The organism is Paenibacillus sp. Y5S-9 (assembly GCF_036894235.1).
Classification (GTDB): Bacteria; Bacillota; Bacilli; order Paenibacillales; family Paenibacillaceae; genus Paenibacillus.
Map to the genome: position 1 here is coordinate 193,342 of NZ_CP145887.1, position 19,793 is coordinate 213,134.

Genomic DNA, 19,793 nt, shown 5'->3' on the forward strand with positions numbered 1-19,793 from the left:
CTTTTTCAGATGCGCACAGCACGTGTATCGCATAAAATGTCTGTAGAGATACGTGAAAGCGTGATTTTAGAGGAGCACCCCGGCAACTGTGGTTTTTTTGCGAGGTACGGATGGGCCGGATTGAATTCGTGTATACTAGGGTATGAGATAGTATGGTTGTACTACTACACTCTTCACAGTAGTGATATTGTATTGCATGAAAATGGTAAGAATTCCGATACATAAAGAGATGAGACTTGCTTACACTTTTATGTTTCCCGAGGTGAATATATTAATGATAACAGAACAACAATTGCTCGACTTCATGCGGGAAACCGCTTATAAACCTATGACTTATCAGGAGTTGGAACAGCACTTCGCTATTGAAGATGCAGCTGATTTCAAAGCCTTTTTGATTATGCTGAATACGCTGGAGGAATCCGGTAAAGTTTTGCTGACCCGTAACAATCGCTATGGCATGCCAGAGCGCATGGATTTGGTACGTGGACGTTTACAGGCTCACGCCAAAGGTTTCGCTTTCCTTATCCCAGAGGATCGGGAGCACCCGGATGTGTACATTCACGCCAATGATATGAAGAGTGCAATGAATGGTGACACGGTATTGGTTAAAGTCACATCTCAAGGACCTTCAGGTGGTCGCCTGGAGGGTGAGATCGTCCGTATTGTTACTCGTGCTGTGACACAAGTCGTTGGTGTGTTCCAAAGCCATGAGGTGTACGGATTTGTCATTCCGGATGACAAACGGATTAATCGCGATATTTTCATCCCGCGTACCAATTTTGCTGGGGCGGTTGATGGACAGAAGGTCGTGGCAAAAATCGTCAGCTATCCGGAGGGCCGTGCGGCGGCTGAGGGTGAAGTGATCGAGATTCTCGGTCATAAGGATGAGCCGGGTATTGATATTTTGTCCGTTATTCGGAAGCATCAGCTGCCTGAAGCTTTCCCGGATGAAGTGGTGGAAGAGGCGGAGAAAGCACCAGACTCCATCACGGATGAAGAGATTGTACAACAGGGTCGCCGTGATCTGCGCGGACTTAATATTGTCACGATTGATGGTGAAGATGCCAAGGATCTGGATGATGCTGTTAACGTAGAGAAGCTGCCTAACGGTAACTATCGTCTGGGTGTTCATATTGCCGATGTTGGCTATTATGTGCAGGAGAATTCCAAGCTTGATCAGGAAGCCTACAACCGTGGATGCAGTGTGTATCTGGTGGATCGGGTTATTCCTATGCTGCCACAACGTCTGTCCAACGGAATCTGTAGTTTGAACCCGCAGGTAGACCGCTTGACCCTGTCTTGTGAGATGGAGTTTAACGACCAGATGAAGGTTGTAAAACATGATATTTTCACAAGTGTAATCAAAACCAAAGAGCGGATGACGTATTCCAACGTCCGTAAAATCCTTGAAGGTGAAGAGCCGGAATTGCTCGAGCGTTATAAGGATCTGGTAGATGATTTCCATTTGATGAAAGAGATTGCCTTGAAGCTGCGTGCTATGCGTATGCGCCGTGGTGCGGTTGACTTTGATTTTGAAGAATCCAAAATCATTGTGGACGCAGAGTGCAAACCGGTAGATATCGTAAAACGGGAGCGTTCGATTGCAGAGCAAATCATTGAGGAATTCATGTTGGCAGCGAACGAAACCGTGGCAGAGCATTTCCACTGGTTGAAGGTTCCGTTCATTTATCGTGTGCACGAAGATCCGGATCAGGAAAAACTGCAAAATTTCCTCGCCTTTGCGGCGAATTTTGGACACCAGGTCAAAGGACGTGGCAATGCGATTCATCCACGGGCGCTTCAATCGTTGCTTGAGGATATCAAAGAAACAAAAGAACAAACCGTGATTAGTACGATGATGCTCCGTTCCATGAAACAGGCGAAGTATGATTCTGAAATGTCAGGTCACTTTGGCCTCGCGGCAGAATTCTATAGTCACTTTACGTCTCCAATTCGTCGTTATCCCGATCTTGTCATTCACCGTGTGATTCGCGAAGTCATTGAAAATAATGGTGCTTTGCCGGAGAATCGTCAGGAGTATTTGGCAGCACGTATGGCCGATATTGCGCAGCAGTCTTCGGAACGTGAACGTGTGGCAGTAGAAGCTGAGCGGGATACGGAGAAAATGAAAAAAGCCGAGTACATGCTCGACAAAGTAGGCGAAGAGTTCGAAGGCATGATCAGCAGTGTGACCAGCTTTGGTATGTTCATTGAACTGGAGAACACGGTTGAAGGCCTGATTCGCCTGAGCGCACTCACGGACGACTATTACCATTTTGACGATCAGCATATGGCTCTGATTGGTGAACGTACCTCGAAAGTCTTCCGCATCGGTGATGAAGTGAAGATCCGTGTAGCACGTGTAAGCATGGAAGAGTATACGATTGATTTTGAAATGGTGGATATGAAACCTCGCGCTGAACGTCCTGGCGGCTTCGGTGGCGGACGTGGCGGTAAAGGTGGACGTCCTAGTAGCGGCGGCGGACGCGGCGGTGCCAAGGGTGGACCAGGTGGATTCAGCGGTTCACGTGGCGGCAAAGGCAGTTCGACAGGTGCTGGAGCCAGCCGTGGTGGCAGATCAACGGAAGAAAGCAGCAAAGGTGGACGTGGCGGTCGCGGTGGAGCAGCAAGTGCAGGCGCGGGCGCAGGCTCATCTGGTGGCTACGCAGGTAAAGGCGGCGGCAAACCTAAAGGTGAGCGTCGTGCTGGTGATGCTGGTGGATCAACTGGTCGGGGCAAAGGCGCGGTGAGCTTTGGTTTTGGCTCAGGTAAAGGCGGTTATAGCTCTACATCGGGTGGATCGGATACTAGTTCAACCGGTGGACAAGGAAGTGGCCTGAACAGCGGCAGCGGTCGCGGTGAAGGAAGCTTTAAGTCCGGCAAGGGCGGCGGTAAAGGTGGCAAAGGCGGAAGTGGGCGCAAAAACACTTCGCCGAGCGGCGTATTTATTGGAGAGAATGCAACTCCTGGTGGCGCTCAGGAAGGCGGAGCACCACGACGCAAGCGGAAGAAGAGCAAAGGTGCAGCTGGTAACGGCACGGCAGCTTTTGTACGGAAAAAGAAAAAATAAAGCTAACGTAACTTGAAGAGATGGATTATAATTCGTTCCTCCAGGTTAAGCGTTGGAGAAAATAGTCACTTCAGCCGGTGTGTTGTTTCGCACAGTCTGAAAGTGGTGTAATGAGGAGGGGCGGCAGAGGTCGCCTCTTTCTTGATTTTAACAGCCGTACTTGCTACAATTAAGGTCTGGCACGTGGTACCTTGGTGCAACATCGGGTGCACTGCTATAGAGCATGGTACCGGCTTATTTTACGGAGAAGGAGTGAGGACATGGGCAAGAATGATGGACAGAGTAAAGTGCTCGCACAGAATAAAAAGGCTTCCCATGACTACTTCATTGAAGATACGTATGAAGCGGGCATGGTGCTTACCGGAACGGAGATCAAATCTCTTCGTAACGGCCGTGCGAATATTGGTGATGCATTTGCCACGATTCGAAACGGTGAGATTCATATTCACAATATGCATATTAGTCCTTTTGAACAAGGGAACCGAAATAATCCGCTCGATCCGACACGTACGCGCAAGTTGTTGATGCATAAAGTGCAGATTCACAAGCTGCTCGGGCTGTCGAAACAGGACGGGTACAGCATTGTGCCGCTGAAAATCTATATCCGCAACGGTTACGCAAAGCTCTTGCTTGGACTGGGTAAAGGTAAGAAGCAGTATGATAAACGGGAAACTGCAGCCAAGCGGGATGCACAACGTGATATCCAACGGGTACTGCGCGAGAAACAGAAGGTTGCACGTTAAGTGGAGCGCTGGGTGTGAAGGCTTTACTTTAGGTGTATAAGTTAGTTTTTGTGATGGAGCTAGGAAGATTGATGTATGAGTTAAGGAGTCTCAAGGTTTGTCCTGCAATGGGCAAGATTGAGGCTTTTTTAATTTTTAGTGGAAAAGGGATATCGTGTGAGTTGCTGAAGTGTATTATGTCGTGATTTTCTTTGATATGTGTTGAATGGAATTCGGTAGGAGCATGGAGCTTGGCGCGTTGATGAGTCTAAATTATCAGCTGTTGCGTAGTTTGCCTGAATCGTGGGTAAAATACTTAGGTGCCGTTGTTTATGAACCGATCTGGGTAAACTTTACTTCCGATGGGTGACGCGGTATAATATGTAGACGATTGAGCCTGTTGTATTGGATAACTTTGTACACGTGCTCAGCCTGCTGGAATGTCTTCCAGCAATCTGTACTATTTCGGTGATGTGTCCTGTGTTATGATTACTCATGTAGCAGACAGGAATGCCGAGTTTGAAAGAAGCATCTTTTTACCTTGGAGGAAAAAGATGTGCAGCACCTTTGCTCCGTATTCACGGATTAATCCTGGAGCCCTTCTTAATTGAGGGGGCGTTTATGGATTCGACGGGGATAGTTCGAGCATGGGTAGCGGGTAGTGGGGACGCGTCCGCTTCATCAACGCTAAAGCCTATTAAACGGCAAACAACAAACAAACTACGCTTTCGCAGCCTAAGAAACTGTGTGCGTGCTTCTAACCTGCATCGCCCATGTGACAGGATTAGGGGCTAACAAGTAGTGGGATACGCTGTCACATCTCCGCCTGGGGTGTGCTGAAGAAGACAATCAGGCTGACCCAACGTATAGCCGGTTACGGGGCGATACTCGGGTGACATCAAAACTGTGACTACACCCGTAGAAGCTTATGTGTCGTTATCTTCGGACAGGGGTTCGACTCCCCTCGCCTCCATTAGTAGTATCAGTGACAGCCACCATTCGGTGGCTGTTTTTGCTTGCCCGTATTCCGTATTTGAAGGGGTAGGGTAAACCGCTTTGGCTCTAAGGCTTCGGGGTTCTCTGACGTCGAATACGACATATCTCTGATGATGTACAAGGCGGTACCTCTCTATGTATCAGTTTTAATTGTCACCCGAGTATCGCCCCATAACCGTCTTTACATTGTATCAACCAGTTTATATTCTTCTGTTCGCCCATTTGGAGATGCGACAGCATATCGCTGTCTAAGAGGATTAATTAGGACATTGTTCAGAAGCAACCATCTTTGATCGAGGTATGGATTTTCTGGAAATTCTGCTATAATCAATCTAATTGAATTACATTTGGAGACTAGTCATTGGGGGAGTTCTGCTTTGAGTAATGGCGTATCATACTTTAAAAATGTAAATGCATTTATTGAAGGCAACATTTCATTAAGAGACCCACAAAGAATTGCTCATAGAAGGTTGAAGGAAAGTTTTGAAGCTGATCCTGAAAGTCATAAAATTATTGTACTTCCTACAGGCACTGGAAAAACAGGTACGATGGGATTGGCACCGTATGAAATCAGTGATGGGAAAGTCTTAATCATCACTCCAGGGAAGGTAATACGTGAGGGCGTGTCTGATGAATTCGATACCAGAACACCTTTTAATTTTTGGACGAAGAGAAACGTGATTTTAGATGATACAAAGTTACCTAATGTATACAGATATGCGGGCTACCAGACTGCTCCAGATAAAAGAAGGATTATGGGTTACTTAAATAACGCAGATGTAATTGTTGCAAACATTCATAAAGTATACAGTTCAACGTCACGTAAGGCGTTGGTAAACATCTTGGATGCAGACTACTTTGACATGATTATAATAGATGAAGCACATCATTCCGCAGCCGACTCGTGGTTAAAAACCTTGAAGCATTTCAATGCAAAAAAAGTTGTGAAGTTAACTGCTACACCTATCAGAGGCGATGACAAGGAAATTGATGGCGAGATAATTTATAAGTATGAACTTGCCGATGCTATTAAAGAGGGATTAGTTAAAAATATTGTTGCGGAAGACTATACGACTGAGAAGTTAGAGTTTTTAGTTGATGGTCAACTAGTTGATAAAGAAACTGCACTAGAGGCTATGGATAAAAAGTGGGTTACACGATCTGTAGCATATTCAACAGCATGTAATAGAACTATTGTTGAAATGAGTCTTCGAAGGCTTAATGAAAAGCGACGACAGGGGCTGACTCATCATCAAATTATTGCCGTTGCTTGTGATATTGAGCACGCTAAAGAAGTAAAAGCCTTATATGAGGAATATGGTCTAAATGCTGCTGTTGTATCAAGTGATGACCCTGAGGATGCTGAAGATGTTATTATTGAGTACAAAAAAGGGCAGTTAGATGTCGTTGTCAACGTTAACATGCTAGGAGAAGGTTTTGACCATTCAAATATAAGTATAGCAGCGATTTTTAGACCTTTCAGGACTCTTGCTCCATATGCTCAATTTATTGGTAGAGCATTAAGAAGGATTCCTGAAGGAAACGATACAATTGACAACATTGCACACGTCGTTTATCACACTGAGCTCGGTTTGGATGATCTCTGGACTTTTTATACAGGACAACGGACAAAAGCGGAAAGAAAGAAAGTTTTGGAGTTTGAGTATTATCGAGAACAGGGTAAAAAACAAGATAGAGATGTGGGAGAAGTTAATGCTCATGGCAAAGTAGTTGTAAATACAAAAGAATTCCTCACGGATGGAGATGCAAGTGTATACCAAGATGAAATTCGTGAGAGCATACGTTTACAAGAATTGAAAATTCAAAATGTTGCTGATATGATGAAGGCCGCAGGACATTCGGAGAGTGACATTAATGAGTATAAAGCTTCTCAGAAACGTAGCTTAGATAGCGAAATTACTGAAAAGAGAAATAAACTTCGTGAGGAACTTATCCGTGAAGAATTGCATAAAATCCATAAAGAGGATATTGTCAATCGAGTTGAAGAGCTTTTTGTGGAAACAGGAATTCACCCCAAGGGTAACGAATTGCCTAATAGGACAACCAGTGTATTTTTGAAAAATTCCGGAACAAATGATGCGTATGTAATTAAGTACATTAATTCCTCACTTAAAAATAGAATTAAGCGTGGTATTGACGAGTGGGAAGCATATGATTTTGAACAAGCGAGAACACTATTGCCACAAATCATTCAAGCTATTTATGAGAAAATCAGAAATTCGGAGGGATAAGCAATGATGGATGAGATTAATCAAGTTGCAAGTTTGTTAATGTACGATGGGCCTACAGCAGCAGAACTAATGCAAAAAGCTGTTAAAGAAAATGGAGAGTTCTATATATCCAATAATGAAGATATTACTACCCTAACCATTGAGTCTACTGTAGCTTATGGTCTTAGTGTTAAAGATGTGTATAGTTTCAATCCTGAAGGCCAATTAATTAAGCAAACTATTATTATGAATGGTAAAGAACAAATCATTTTTGATAAGTATACAGAGGCAACGCAAATATTGAAGAAAATGCAACATAAGAAAAGAAAAGTATCTTGATCTTGAAGACCATTAGTTTATGTATTTCCATATCTAATGGTCTTTTGTATGTAAGTTTTAGTTTCTTCTTATGATTACTATACTGAGCGTTTATTCGATAAAATGTTCTTATTTTCTCGATGTACCTATAAAAAATAACATGGTGGTGAAGAGCCAGAGCACACAGTATTTAAATTCGCAACTAATTTTTAATGCGTTACTACCTGATGTTAAGACCGTTTTTGAATTCAAAGAACGGACTACTATTTTTCTTGGTATGGAGATGGTATTCTTAGTATCTAAATTCATAAAAATGGAGGCATGCTTTAATGAGCAAATATGACACAAGCTTTTCTGTAGACCAGGAAGATATTCCGTCAGAATGCCCGATATGTGGAAAGGATTTATCGCCAACATCCGAATATATTGACACAGATTATCATGCAGACGGATACCGAACAGTGTTGAGTTGTGATAATGGTGATTGTAAATTTAAAAAGGTATTAAGTTACGCAACCAATAAAGATGTAGAGAAAAGTATGAGCGAAGAGGCTGATTATTGACGATTAGACTTAATATTTCTATGAAATTGAGCCACCATTCCGGTCATGAGTGAGAATGCTGACTTGTGTCGCCCAATTCTTCACACATCTAATCCTCTAGCAGTTTGGTAGATTCAGGACAAGATTTTGTCCGTTCCTTGCAGACAACCGTGGATTTAAGTGATAAATTTAGGCAATATGAGCTGAACTATAAATGGATTAAATAAGAAGTGAAACCCTCACGAAGCATGACACAGTGGGAAAATCGGGAGTTGGCAATAAGGGTTAGAAGTTAGGGTATACTCGTTCGTCTCTCCTCCATTAATAGTATCAGTGACGGCCGCCATTTGGTGGCCGTTTTGCATGTTTGGATTCATCTATGGCATCGTGCATGACTGATAGGTTCTTTAACAGGTCGGCTCTTACTTCTGGCAACATTTTTTACATCAGTACTGAGTTTTCATTAAAGTTAAACGATAACGATAGGTTCCTATAGGAATTGACTTAGTACCAGTTCGGACTCAGCCGAGATGTTCATTGAGTCTCCCGCGTCCTTGCAATTGTTGTACCTTATCCAGATGCCTTCCCTAATAGTCATATGTATATCTGTAAATTTATCATCCTGGATTTATTGAGGAGTCAGCATTTACTTTACAATGGGCTGTAAAAAGTTCATCAGGCAAAGGCAAAAATTCCAATGCATGTACCCTTCTTATCTTCATTGTCTTTCACCTTTAATTATCGACAGAATCATTTCATTGAAATTTTCTTTAAATAGTCACCATGATGGAGGTATTATATATGCTCCAAAAAGTGTTTTATGAATATATATGAAGTGTAACGAGACAGGGTGATATGAGGTATAGTATAATATTGTTAACGCAAACAAGTTGCATTTGAACTTTTGATGGTGATAATCGCTATCATATATTTTAATGTATCTATACATCTCTCTGCACTATTCTCATAGTTGATCCAATTGTCTCATATGGTATCTACGCGATGATTTAGAAAGGTAGAAATGCACTTGTTTGTTTACTTCTTTAATAGAGGTGACCTATCATCAGTACTTCATTGCAACCCACATTACAATGCTCAGATGAAGAAATAAAGAATAAATTTAAAAGCTTAATCGATTTTGAAGATGTAGCTTTACTTTTGGAAATTCCCGCCGAATTTCTTTGGAAAATTCTTATAAGGGACAAACTGAATAACTATACATCATTCCCCGTAAGCAAGAAAAGTGGTGGCTATCGTACTATTTATTCCCCGTCCTCAAACTTGGGGATTCTTCAAAAAAAGCTTGCCTATGTCCTCTCTTTACAGTTCAATCCCCATAACCGAGCACATGGTTTTATAGAAAAGCGAAGTATCGTCACTAATGCTTCTGAGCATCTAAAAAAATCTTTTGTATTAAATATTGACTTGGAGAACTTTTTTGAAAGTATATCTTTTGCTAGGGTAAGGAAGATGTTTGCTTCTTACTTTAAGTTAAGTGGAGTAGTCGCCACAACTCTTGCGAATATATGCAGCCATCCAGAGGGTTTTTTGCCACAAGGAGCGGCGACATCCCCAATTATTTCCAACATTATCGCTAAAAGTTTGGATAAAGAACTCAAACAATTCTCCGTTGAAAATAAAGGAGTTAAGTATACACGATATGCCGATGATATTACATTCTCTACAAATAAGAAGGTTTTTCCTAGAGGTATTGCGTTTTTAAATGAGGAAAGTAATGTAGTGTTGAGTGAGAAGTTATTACGCATTATTGAAAATAATGGGTTTAAGGTGAATGAACAAAAAATTAGGTTACAAGATCGTCAAAGTAATCAATCTGTAACTGGAATAGTAGTGAATGAGAAATTAAATGTCAGCAGAACGTATATTCGTAGAATTCGCTCCATACTAAATTGTATTGAAAAGAACATTAAAGATCTTGATGTTGCTAGAGAGATTTTTAATCGTAAATATCCATTTCGACAAAGAGCAAAAGTAAATCAATCAGAGATGTTCTCAGTATTGCGAGGTATGATTAATCATGTAGGACATGTGAAAGGTACGAGTGATCCAGTTTATTTGAAATTAGCTAATCGTTTTAATAATGTATCTCCAGAGCAGAAAGCTATTAAGTCTGTAGAAAAACAGATTAACAAACGAAAAATGTATGAAGATTATACTTATGTAATTGAGCAGGAAAACCCTGTTGTAGCGGTTGTTTCTAAAGAAAGTAATGAATTTGAATATGTTTACCATAATCAAGGGACTGGATTTTTATTAAAAGGAATTGGAATGGTTACAAATGCTCATGTTTTAAAAGACTTAGTCAGTACAATTGAACTTGAGATGTTGATCCCAAAGACTTATTATGTGAGATGCTTTAACACCAAGGACTTTAAAGTTCACATGATGCGAATCGAATGTTTTGATACCGAAAAAGACATTGCGATCCTAAGATCACAAAGCTTGGATCATAATAAAGAAGGGTTTAGTTATAGTGAAGCCATACAAACAGATCAACTTATTGATTTAATCGGTTATCCAGATTATAGAAGGGGACAAGAAATAAGAATAGATAATGGTTTTGTAAGGGGCATCAGGATGCACACTGATAGCAGTGATAAAACAGTTACACATAGGCGTTATGAAATAACTCCTACTATTTATGGAGGAAACAGCGGTGGCCCTATTGTTAATGAAGCAAGTGAAGTCATTGCAGTTGCTGTAAAGGGGGCTACAATGAATGGAGTCGTACCAAATGAAGTGATACCAGTATCTGAAGTCATAGGACTAGCTAAAAGAAAATCGCTAATATAATAAGTATTCAATTATTCAAAGAAACTGTGTGCGTGCTTCTACCCTGCATCGCCCATGTGACAGGACTAGGGGCTAACAAGTAGTGGGATACGTTGTCACATCTCCGCCTGGGGTGTGCTGAAGAAGACAATCAGGCTGACCCAACGTATAGCCGGTTACGGGGCGATACTCGGGTGACATCAAAACTGTGACTACACCCGTAGAAGCTTATGTGTCGTTATCTTCGGACAGGGGTTCGACTCCCCTCGGAAAAATGAACCCTTGTTCAGATAAACCTAATTAATACAGAACAAGGGTCCTTTAATTAGATGGACTCGCCCTTCAGTACCAAATACCGAGGTGCTTATATAATCCAACCTCCAGTGTAACTTACCCATTGTATAATTTAATTGCTTATTGAGTTGCTAATAATTAAAATTTCAAGTTTGTGAGGTGTAAATATGACAGTCACAATTAAGAAGGTCGAATCCCTTATAGTTAACGAACGGATACTAAAGGAACTGTGTGAAAACGCAGAAATTCTTAATATAGAAGAAGATGAAATTGAGTATCTTAAAGCTTCATTATCTACAGGCGAAATCATCTCACTGACTGAAGTTCGTTCCAAACTAGAACAAAGTAGAGAAGGATACATAATTAATCAAAATGATGAAGAAGTAGGCTACGCATTAATTATTAAAAAAGGAGACTTCCTTGAGGTTGATATTAATATTTATCGTGAATATCGAGGGAAAGGAGTTTTTAAAGAAGCATTTCCCGAGATCCTTTCATTGCAACCGGATGAGAAATGGGTCATTCATGTTTACAAATTTAATCCAGCTTGGGCAGGTATGAAGAGAGTCGCCGAACGAAATGGGTTTAAATATTCAAACGATCCTCTTTCAATGGATCACAAAATGATAAGAGAGACGCAAGGAAACAGTTAAAAGCTTTAAGCCAGAATTCCAAATATCCTGAGCATCACAGTTAGGTGTCTTGTGGTTTTGAACAAACCTGGTTTTGAGGAAATGAACCATTTTTTCAAATAAAACCGGAGTATTTAAAGGTAGACAGGGATTATAGCAACAAAGAAGATTTAAAACCTAGTAGTTTGTAAATAATAACTTAATGGGGATTTTGATGTGCTTATGTCTTTTAACTGGTCAGAAACAGTAACTAGAGTAGGAAGATGGATGTCAACTCAGGAATATAATAATATGTGTAATACTGGTTTGGTGCAAGAAAGTTTTACGGGTACTACACATGTAGCAGATCCTGCGAATAGTCAATCTTTCTATAGACAAGCAAAGAACGGATCGTTATATGCTGAGTTTAATGTCCCAGAGAATTCAGTCAAGAAAACAGGAGAGGGCTGGTCAAAAATTCTAGGCCCAAAATCCGCGGAAGGGCGTCTTAATGCCAGAAAAGGAAATCCGTTCCCTGGAATGCCTCCTGCAACTATTATTGAAAGAATTCGAACAAAGCCGTAGGGCTCTTTCGGAAGGGGTGCGAAATTGGATTCTATTTTGAATCATATAGATTTTAGTGAATATGGAATTACTACAGAGGAAGTAATTGAATCAGATGATAATCATCAATCTAATGATCCCTATATCACCGTGTACCACTATAAAGAGAATGTTGCATATGGCACAATTTTTGTTTGGGAAACTAACGATACTATTTTTGAAGTATTAGATTGGGAAACATCCGATAATGTATTTAAAAGCCATACTAACAATAATAACTTAGACGAATTTAGAAGATCATTTAACCTTTACCGCTATTGTATGATGTTAGGGGACATATGGAAACCATTACGAGAAATTCTTGAAGAGCAGGATGGAAACCAATTAGTAGAATTATTTCACAATATCCCTAATCAGGTTTTAGTGATATATACAAATGAGCTGGCCTTGGAATTCTTAACAGTCTTACGTAGATACTCTGAAAGCATTAAGAAACATGTGAATAACTATCGATATGATTTTGCGGAAGTTGTAGGTGAGAAAATGGAGGAATTATACCTTTACTCCAGTCTCCCAGAAATAAAGATGCACTCATTAATTAATATAATGGTTGCAGCAAACCATTTAAATAGATTTAGTGTAATGGATCAATTTGATAGGCTTTTAAAGCAAGTATCTAATGATGAAGAGGCAAGGCTTGTTGCAAAGGGCCTTCAAAGTGAGATTTTAGAGTATTCGCTATTATATAAACGGATTACGAAAAGTGAACTTCATCCTGCAATTCAAAAAGTTTGGGAACAATGCGAAATAGAAATTTGACGGACAGTTGGTTAAGCACTTTCTGCAAACAGCCGAATCATCACACTCCGGCGAATTGTGGTTTTGCACAGCCACGGTTCGCCTCCATTAGAGTCAAAAGCCATCAACCAGTGTTCTGGTTGGTGGTTTTTTAGTTTATGATATAATAAACAGAAATTTAGATTGGGGGACTCAAGATGTTGGAAAATCGAGAACAGCTCCAAGAAATTTTAAAAAAAGCCAATCAACATGCACGCAAACAAGCTAAAGAATCAGGTGCCTCTATTTATTATATAAAGAACAATAAACGCGTTCGTGAGGATGCAGAAGGTAATAAATTCGAAATTATATTTGATGCAACTGGGAAACGGCAGGAGTTTAAATATCATGAGTGAAATCAGACCAGTCATGACTGTGTTTGCGGGCACCAATGGAGCAGGGAAAAGTACACTTAGCATGCAAATGAGAGAGTGGCTTGGTGAACTGGTTGATCCGGATCAAATTGCAAGAGAGTTGAAGCCAGAGAATCCGCGCAGTGCTGACCTGTCTGCTGGTAGGGAAGCTGTGAAAAGAATCCGATCACTCATTAAAAGTGGTGTAAACTTCGCTATTGAAACGACATTGTCCGGATCATTTGTTTTAAAACATATGGAAATAGCAAAAGAAAACAATTATGAGATTGTCGTTTACTATATCGGTCTTGAGGATGTTCAAATGCATATAGATCGTGTTGCCTCTCGTGTTGAACAAGGTGGACATTGGATTGCAGAAGAAGACATTCGTTATCGATATGGTGAGTCATTGAAGAACCTTAAACCTGCTCTAGCCATCGCAGATCGGGTTACTATCATTGATAATACATACGAGCCTTTAATTGTTGCGGAAATCATGCAGAGTGATTTGATCTATTGTGTTGAGTCCATACCTGCTTGGGCTAATCCTGTTCTTGTGGGTTACTGATACTTGGGCAACTTCAAAACTGTGATTACACTGGTAGAAGCTTATGTGTCGTTATCTTCGGACAGGGCTTCGACTCCTCGCGCCTTCACTAGAGTCAAAAGCCATCAACCAGCGTTCTGGTTGGTGGTTTTTTGGTTTATGATATAATCTTTGTGAAATAAGCTGGTGCAAGCCCGATATACTCTGTAATCTCCCAAAGGAGGCAAAAAAGCATGAGCCAAACGCAGCAGCAGATCCGCGATTTTGTGGCAGGGGTGCAAGCATATGTCTCGCCAGTAAATGTGATTAATCCTTGGAGAGATTATGTGACGGGCTATGATATCGGCCCCGAAGCGGTGAAGATTCGCTCGGAACATTTGGTCAGGTATTTGGAACCAAGAATGTCCAAGGCTCGGTACATCTTTATTGCTGAAGCCGTGGGATATCAAGGGGCGAGGTTCTCCGGCGTACCCTTGACGTCCGAGCGAATGGTTACCGGTAATCACTCGCTGGTGAATCACCAGATGATTTTTGCAGGTGAGCCGGGTGTTCGAACAAGCCTGCCCAATATCGCCAAACCTAACCTGACTCAGGCACTATATGGATTCGCAGAACCGACAGCATCCATCATATGGGGTGAAGTGTTATCCAGTTCAAGGTGGAAACCAACGGACTTTATATTTTGGAACATCTATCCCTTTCATCCTTATCAATCTTCTGAAAACAGGATGACGAATCGAACGCCGACTTTGGCAGAGTTGGAGGATGGTGTACCATGTGCCAGACAGCTTATGCAACTGAATCCTGATGCTCAGATCGTGGCTATTGGCAGAAAGTCAGCAGACACGTTAAGCTCCCATCTCATTAAACATCACCATGTTCCTCATCCTGCAAATGGAAGGGCAGTACAATTCCAAAACGCAGTAAGGTCAATTATCTGCCCATTTTGAACTGGAGAAATGTAAGGCTGACATATGAACTCTTATCGTTCAAGTGCCCGCACATAACGTAATGCCCTATCATATAAAGATTGGTTGGTGAAGCTGAATGAGTGAAAAATACTGGCTTATAGTGCAATATCCACTGAAGAGTGCGCAGGGCAGCAAACGAGATCATTGGTTGAAGGAAAAGGTGATGGAATATCTGGAAACCGCTCTGACCCAGGCGGAGTTGGGAGAGGTGGATGGGTGTGATCTGGGTAGCCGTGTGGCTGATCCAAAGGAATATGTAATGAACATTTTCTGTGTGGTGACGGACGAGGATCGGAGCATAGTGCTAATTAAAAAAGTGCTCAGAGAGAGTCGGCTGGATTACACCCGCATCCAAATCGCTACGATGCCATACGGCACAGAAGGAAGCTACACGCTGAAATATGCCTCCAAAAAAGGCGTTACCGAATTCTCGCTTTGATCACGATTCGCTGTTTCTCACCATAACGAACTCTTTACTTGTCCTGCCCGAGGGCAGCTTACTCCCAACATTTCCCCAATTAAATTCATCACGCAAGAAAACGATGATTGGATTTTCCCGACTTTAACCACTCGATCAACACTCTGTAAGTAGTAAGATTATGCCCGTAGATATCGTAATCTTGCTCATAAGTATGTGCATATCAAGGTAATTGTTTATCAGCATCTTTTGTGTATTCAGACCCTCCGCATGTCTCTCCATCCGGCACAAACTACAACTTGTTATCTGAACCTTCAAAATTGTATAAAGCAGTGCTCCTTGTGGTTCCAATTCAAGGGGCCTCTACCCGTTGCATTCACAACGATCAGATCCCCAAAACCTCATTCTATTTCACTCAGTCAAGCCATCCGTAAGCGATAAAAAGAGTTGAGCCTGCTCCATACACAGTCCTATAATATACAATTGTATAAAATCCGAGAGAGTGGTGGATATCACAACAGGTCATCCGATCACAACCGATAAACCCATCACACATCGGAACCAAAGGAGGGTCACAGTGAATCAAAGAGCAAAAGGTGCAACAACAGATGAAGGAGCAAGAGAAGTAACAGAAGGGGATGAAAAATAGAAGTGAAAGCAACAGCCCAATCAGATATTGAGAGCGATGCAGAAGCAAACGCAAATGCAAAAGCGAACACCAGCGCAATGAAGACGAATTGGACTCCCCGTTTCAAAGCGTTCATTCAACGCAAGCCCAAGACACTCGCTTTCAAAATCCCGTTTGCCTACTTTGTCATTATTCTGCTAACGGTGGCGTTCAGTGCGTTGGTGTTGAATCGAATCTCGGAAAGTGACGCGCAGCGAAAGATCAATGAAGCATCATTGCAGACGATAACATCCATTGAGACTAACGTTAATCTGATGATCGAGAACGTGAACAATTATTCGAAAATGATTTTCTCTGATCCCAACTTGCAGAATCTGCTGCGGCAGGGCAATGTGTACTCCAATTTACAGACACAGTCCAAGGTCAGCGCGTATTTGACCAATCTTATGCAAGCGGTTCCAATTATTGATTCAGTATATATTTACGATAATTCGGGGCACCGATTCTCGGTTGGTACACAGGAATGGCCTACGTTTATGGAAGCGAGTGTGAAGGAAGCGCCATGGTACGAACAGGCATTGAAGCACAACGGACGATATCTGCTCAGGCTGAATGGTGGCAACAACGACAGTGGGGTCTCGACGACGGGGGAGAATGATGGGCAAGACGTGGTTTCGTTTATTCGCCTCATTCGGGATCTGGATGATACGTCTCCGCTTGGGTTTTTGGTCATGAACATCAAGGGAAAATCCATTGCTCAAGCCTATGCTAACCTATCTGCACCGGATTCATTTCAGGTCGCCATTCTGGATGAGCATCAGCGGGTGATCGCAACCAACGCTACCGATGGAAAGAAGGCTGTGCCTGCTGTATCCGACGAACCTATATCTGCCGCTTCTGGACAGGATGGGATGCACGAGATGTTAGAGGCTAATCAGGCCAAGTTAGCACAAACATTTCAAGAGCAATCCTCCGGCTTCATCACCTTGCAATCGGCTGGTCAGGAATATGCGGTGACCTATCGTTCGGCTGGTGATGATCAGTGGAAATTTATCAGCATGAGTCCATACCGGGCTACGGATACCCGTAATAAATCCATGGTGCTGCTTGCGTTGATTCTACTGGCAGTGAACGGAACGGTCTTTTTTGTCAGTTCATTCATCATCTCGCGCAGCGTCATTAAGCCGATTCACAAGCTGCTTCGTTCCATGCAGAAAGCGCCAAGTGGGAACTTCCGCAAAGTGACGGTTGAGTTGAACAGCTACGAATTCGCACAGTTATACGGAGGATACAACCAGATGATTGAGCAGATTGACCAGATGCTGAAACGCATCATTCAGGAGCAGCAGACGATTCGTCGAGCGGAGCTGAATACACTTCAGGCGCAGATCAAGCCGCATTTTCTATACAACACACTTGATTCCATTACCTCCCTGGCGATGTCTGGTATGAACGATAAGGTATGTGAGCTGTTAGAAGCGCTTGGAAGTTACTATCGCTTGAGTGTCAGCAAAGGCCGTGAACTGGTTACGCTGCACGAGGAGGTTGAGATTGTACGCAATTATCTGACGATCCAACAGGTGCGCTACCCCGGTGTGTTTGAGGTGCAGTACGATATTGCTCCAGATTGTGAGCGGGTGATGATTCCCAAGCTGGTACTCCAGCCGCTGGTGGAAAATTCACTGTATCATGGCATTCGCCCCAAAGGCAGCCCAGGCACGATACGCATTCAAGTACGTCGATCCATGGAAGGGGTACTTCTAACGATCACTGACGACGGAGTCGGCATGTCCGAGGAAGAACTGAAGCAGATTCAACGAACAGAAATGAAAAGGTCTAATCGCTCGAACTCTTCTAACTCTTCTGATACTTCTAATCCTACCTATAACGCTAAACACAATCCAAGCTTTGGCTTATGGGGGACGATGGAGCGGCTTCGCATTTTTTATGACAGAGAAGATGGACTCAAGCTGCAGAGCGAGGTTGGAAAAGGAACAACCATTATCATAACGATCCCGAAGGGAGCCGATGAATCATGGAATTAACTGTGGAACCATTAAAGGTATTGATTGTGGATGACGAGTACCTCATCCGAAATCTGTTGCGCATGCGTATCGATTGGGAGCAGCAAGGCATGACCATCGTTGGCGAGGCCTCCGATGCTGAAGAGGCTTTGGATCAGGTTGAGCTGTTGCGTCCAGACATCGTGTTCACGGATATATACATGCCGAAGATGGACGGCATTGAACTGAGCGGCATTCTCATGGGGCGTTACCCAAACATAAAAATCGTGGTTGTGACGGGACATGATGAATTTGAATATGCTCGTCAGAGTGTGAAGCTGGGCATATCCGATTTTATTTTGAAACCCATTCGTGCTTCTGAATTATTACAAGTTACGGCGAAGCTGCGAGCGGCAATCGAGCAGGAGGTCGGGCGTGAGTACGAGCTGATAAAGTTGCGAGAGGAGATGAAGCAGAGCTTGCCTTATCTCAGGGAGCGATTTGTGAATCAATGGTTAATTGATGTGATGCCTGAGGATGAACTACAAGAGAAGGCGCGTTTCTTCGGTATCCCTATCTCGTCTGGTGAACCAGGATTGCGCATCGCAGTCATGGAGGTGGAGGTTGCTGTACCGCAAGCGAAGATAGCTGCATCAGAGGCATGTCCACATCTGTCCGAACCATATCACCAAAGACACCAAGCCCAACGAGGGCTTCAACAACAACAACACGATCAACCCCAATTAAGCCAGCACCAGACAGAAGCCCATCCACAACCCGCTGAGGAAATACATATTTTGCTGCGAATGGTAGGCATGAAGCGGGTGCAGGCTTTTTATCCGGAGGATTCACAAACCATTATCGTCATGGACCCACATAACCGGATAGTTGTGCTCTCATTTGGTGCGGATACGGAATTTGCCGTTCAGGTACAGCAGCTTCAGGAAGAACTTCAACATACGCTTAAGCTCGAAGGGTGTGAAGTTGATGTGACAGTAGGGATTGGGCAATGGCAATCAGCATGGGGAAGGGCCTGTGTGGGATACCGGGAGGCGTGTCGTGCACTCGATTATCAGGCATTTGTGGGAAAAAATCAGGTCATTTGCTTCGAGGATCTGGTCATCGAAGGCGGGAAAAAGCCCTACCACTCGGATGCTCAGCTGCTCCAACAACTGCAATTTTACGTCAGTGTTGGTGCGGGGGAAGAAGCCGTATTGTTGCTGGAGCGTATGCTGTCTGTGCCGTTTTCGGACGTTTCACAGTTTCGGATGGCAGCCATGGATGTGGTTACGGAGTGCCAGCGTGCTGCCATAGAGCAGCAGATTGAGGGAGAGCACGCATTGAACAAAGAGGCCGTTGCGGCCATTTTTACAGCAGATCATCTGCCCGAACTAAAAAGTATGCTGGAGCAGCATGTCCGCACCGTATCGGATGTCATACAAGCCAAGCGACAGGCCAAGGAAGGCAATCTGATCGACCGGGTGATCGCTTATCTTGAAGAGAACATGGGCAATGCGGAAGTGGGGCTTTCCAGCACCGCGGCTGCTTTTTACGTAAGTTCAGGCCATCTGGGGCGGCTGATGAAAAAAGAAACCGGGCAGACATTTGTGGAATATCTGACTCAACTCCGCATAAAGAAGGCTGAAATGCTGCTGAAACAGACGGATATGAAAGGGTATGAGATTGGGGAGCAGGTAGGCATCCCGGACCCACACTATTTCAGCGTCTTGTTCAAAAAACATATCGGCCGATCCATGAATGAGTATCGGAATGTAAAAACCTGAAAAATGAAAATGCAAAAATGGGGAGTGTGAGGGAGTGCAGAGATGGTTTGAGCGTAAACGCACTTCCACTTCCACATATGTTCGAATATTACAAATCGATGCCTGTTTTCT

14 protein-coding genes and 2 other RNA genes are annotated in these 19,793 nt (G+C 42.8%); all 16 read left to right on the forward strand.

Features of this window, described 5'->3' with window-relative positions; genetic code table 11:
• The first annotated feature begins 274 nt into the window (after positions 1 to 274).
• The 16 genes from rnr (at position 275) to V6669_RS01015 (ending at position 19,682) form a co-directional block, all read left to right on the forward strand.
• Positions 275 to 3,070, forward strand: coding sequence for a ribonuclease R (gene rnr, locus V6669_RS00940; protein WP_338589919.1), 2,796 nt, complete (start codon positions 275 to 277; stop codon positions 3,068 to 3,070).
• 260 nt (positions 3,071 to 3,330) lie between these two features.
• Positions 3,331 to 3,813: an SsrA-binding protein SmpB gene (smpB, locus tag V6669_RS00945; RefSeq protein WP_036674736.1), complete on the forward strand. Its 483-nt coding sequence runs from the start codon at positions 3,331 to 3,333 to the stop codon at positions 3,811 to 3,813.
• Positions 3,814 to 4,403: 590 nt separating this feature from the next.
• Positions 4,404 to 4,768: a transfer-messenger RNA gene (gene ssrA / locus V6669_RS00950) on the forward strand.
• Positions 4,769 to 5,165: 397 nt separating this feature from the next.
• Complete coding sequence (locus V6669_RS00955) at positions 5,166 to 7,040, forward strand: DEAD/DEAH box helicase family protein (protein ID WP_338589922.1); 1,875 nt, start codon at positions 5,166 to 5,168, stop codon at positions 7,038 to 7,040.
• A 3-nt stretch (positions 7,041 to 7,043) separates the two neighbouring features.
• A complete protein-coding gene (locus V6669_RS00960; protein WP_076333472.1) occupies positions 7,044 to 7,358 on the forward strand; it encodes a hypothetical protein in 315 nt (104 codons plus the stop codon).
• Positions 7,359 to 7,666: 308 nt separating this feature from the next.
• Positions 7,667 to 7,900 (forward strand): hypothetical protein, encoded by a 234-nt coding sequence (locus V6669_RS00965; RefSeq protein WP_076333473.1) that lies wholly within the window; start codon positions 7,667 to 7,669, stop codon positions 7,898 to 7,900.
• Positions 7,901 to 10,606: 2,706 nt separating this feature from the next.
• Positions 10,607 to 10,940: a transfer-messenger RNA gene (gene ssrA / locus V6669_RS00970) on the forward strand.
• A gap of 193 nt (positions 10,941 to 11,133) precedes the next feature.
• Positions 11,134 to 11,619, forward strand: coding sequence for a hypothetical protein (locus V6669_RS00975; protein ID WP_076333474.1), 486 nt, complete (start codon positions 11,134 to 11,136; stop codon positions 11,617 to 11,619).
• 246 nt (positions 11,620 to 11,865) lie between these two features.
• Positions 11,866 to 12,162 carry a hypothetical protein gene (locus V6669_RS00980; protein ID WP_076333475.1) on the forward strand — a complete coding sequence of 99 codons (297 nt, stop codon included), beginning with the start codon at positions 11,866 to 11,868 and terminating at the stop codon, positions 12,160 to 12,162.
• A gap of 24 nt (positions 12,163 to 12,186) precedes the next feature.
• Positions 12,187 to 12,960: a hypothetical protein gene (locus V6669_RS00985; RefSeq protein WP_076333476.1), complete on the forward strand. Its 774-nt coding sequence runs from the start codon at positions 12,187 to 12,189 to the stop codon at positions 12,958 to 12,960.
• A gap of 176 nt (positions 12,961 to 13,136) precedes the next feature.
• A complete protein-coding gene (locus V6669_RS00990; protein ID WP_338589926.1) occupies positions 13,137 to 13,334 on the forward strand; it encodes a hypothetical protein in 198 nt (65 codons plus the stop codon).
• Positions 13,327 to 13,899, forward strand: a complete 573-nt coding sequence (locus V6669_RS00995) for a zeta toxin family protein (protein WP_338589928.1) — start codon at positions 13,327 to 13,329, stop codon at positions 13,897 to 13,899. The genes V6669_RS00990 and V6669_RS00995 overlap by 8 nt, the downstream gene beginning before the upstream one ends.
• A 212-nt stretch (positions 13,900 to 14,111) precedes the next feature.
• On the forward strand, positions 14,112 to 14,828 hold the full coding sequence (locus V6669_RS01000; protein WP_338589930.1) for a uracil-DNA glycosylase: 717 nt from the start codon (positions 14,112 to 14,114) through the stop codon (positions 14,826 to 14,828).
• Between the two features lie 97 nt (positions 14,829 to 14,925).
• A complete protein-coding gene (locus tag V6669_RS01005) occupies positions 14,926 to 15,288 on the forward strand; it encodes a hypothetical protein (RefSeq protein ID WP_338589932.1) in 363 nt (120 codons plus the stop codon).
• Positions 15,289 to 15,918: 630 nt separating this feature from the next.
• Positions 15,919 to 17,940 carry a sensor histidine kinase gene (locus V6669_RS01010; protein WP_338589934.1) on the forward strand — a complete coding sequence of 674 codons (2,022 nt, stop codon included), beginning with the start codon at positions 15,919 to 15,921 and terminating at the stop codon, positions 17,938 to 17,940.
• Positions 17,931 to 19,682 (forward strand): response regulator, encoded by a 1,752-nt coding sequence (locus tag V6669_RS01015; RefSeq protein ID WP_338589936.1) that lies wholly within the window; start codon positions 17,931 to 17,933, stop codon positions 19,680 to 19,682. The genes V6669_RS01010 and V6669_RS01015 overlap by 10 nt, the downstream gene beginning before the upstream one ends.
• Positions 19,683 to 19,793: the final 111 nt, after the last annotated feature.

Coding starts and splice junctions, on each gene's coding strand:
- rnr (WP_338589919.1), top strand. CDS start 275: ATGATAACAGAACAACAATTGCTCGACTTCATGCGGGAAACCGCTTAT.
- smpB (WP_036674736.1), top strand. CDS start 3,331: ATGGGCAAGAATGATGGACAGAGTAAAGTGCTCGCACAGAATAAAAAG.
- V6669_RS00960 (WP_076333472.1), top strand. CDS start 7,044: ATGATGGATGAGATTAATCAAGTTGCAAGTTTGTTAATGTACGATGGG.
- V6669_RS00965 (WP_076333473.1), top strand. CDS start 7,667: ATGAGCAAATATGACACAAGCTTTTCTGTAGACCAGGAAGATATTCCG.
- V6669_RS00975 (WP_076333474.1), top strand. CDS start 11,134: ATGACAGTCACAATTAAGAAGGTCGAATCCCTTATAGTTAACGAACGG.
- V6669_RS00980 (WP_076333475.1), top strand. CDS start 11,866: ATGTCAACTCAGGAATATAATAATATGTGTAATACTGGTTTGGTGCAA.
- V6669_RS00990 (WP_338589926.1), top strand. CDS start 13,137: ATGTTGGAAAATCGAGAACAGCTCCAAGAAATTTTAAAAAAAGCCAAT.
- V6669_RS00995 (WP_338589928.1), top strand. CDS start 13,327: ATGAGTGAAATCAGACCAGTCATGACTGTGTTTGCGGGCACCAATGGA.
- V6669_RS01000 (WP_338589930.1), top strand. CDS start 14,112: ATGAGCCAAACGCAGCAGCAGATCCGCGATTTTGTGGCAGGGGTGCAA.
- V6669_RS01005 (WP_338589932.1), top strand. CDS start 14,926: ATGAGTGAAAAATACTGGCTTATAGTGCAATATCCACTGAAGAGTGCG.
- V6669_RS01015 (WP_338589936.1), top strand. CDS start 17,931: ATGGAATTAACTGTGGAACCATTAAAGGTATTGATTGTGGATGACGAG.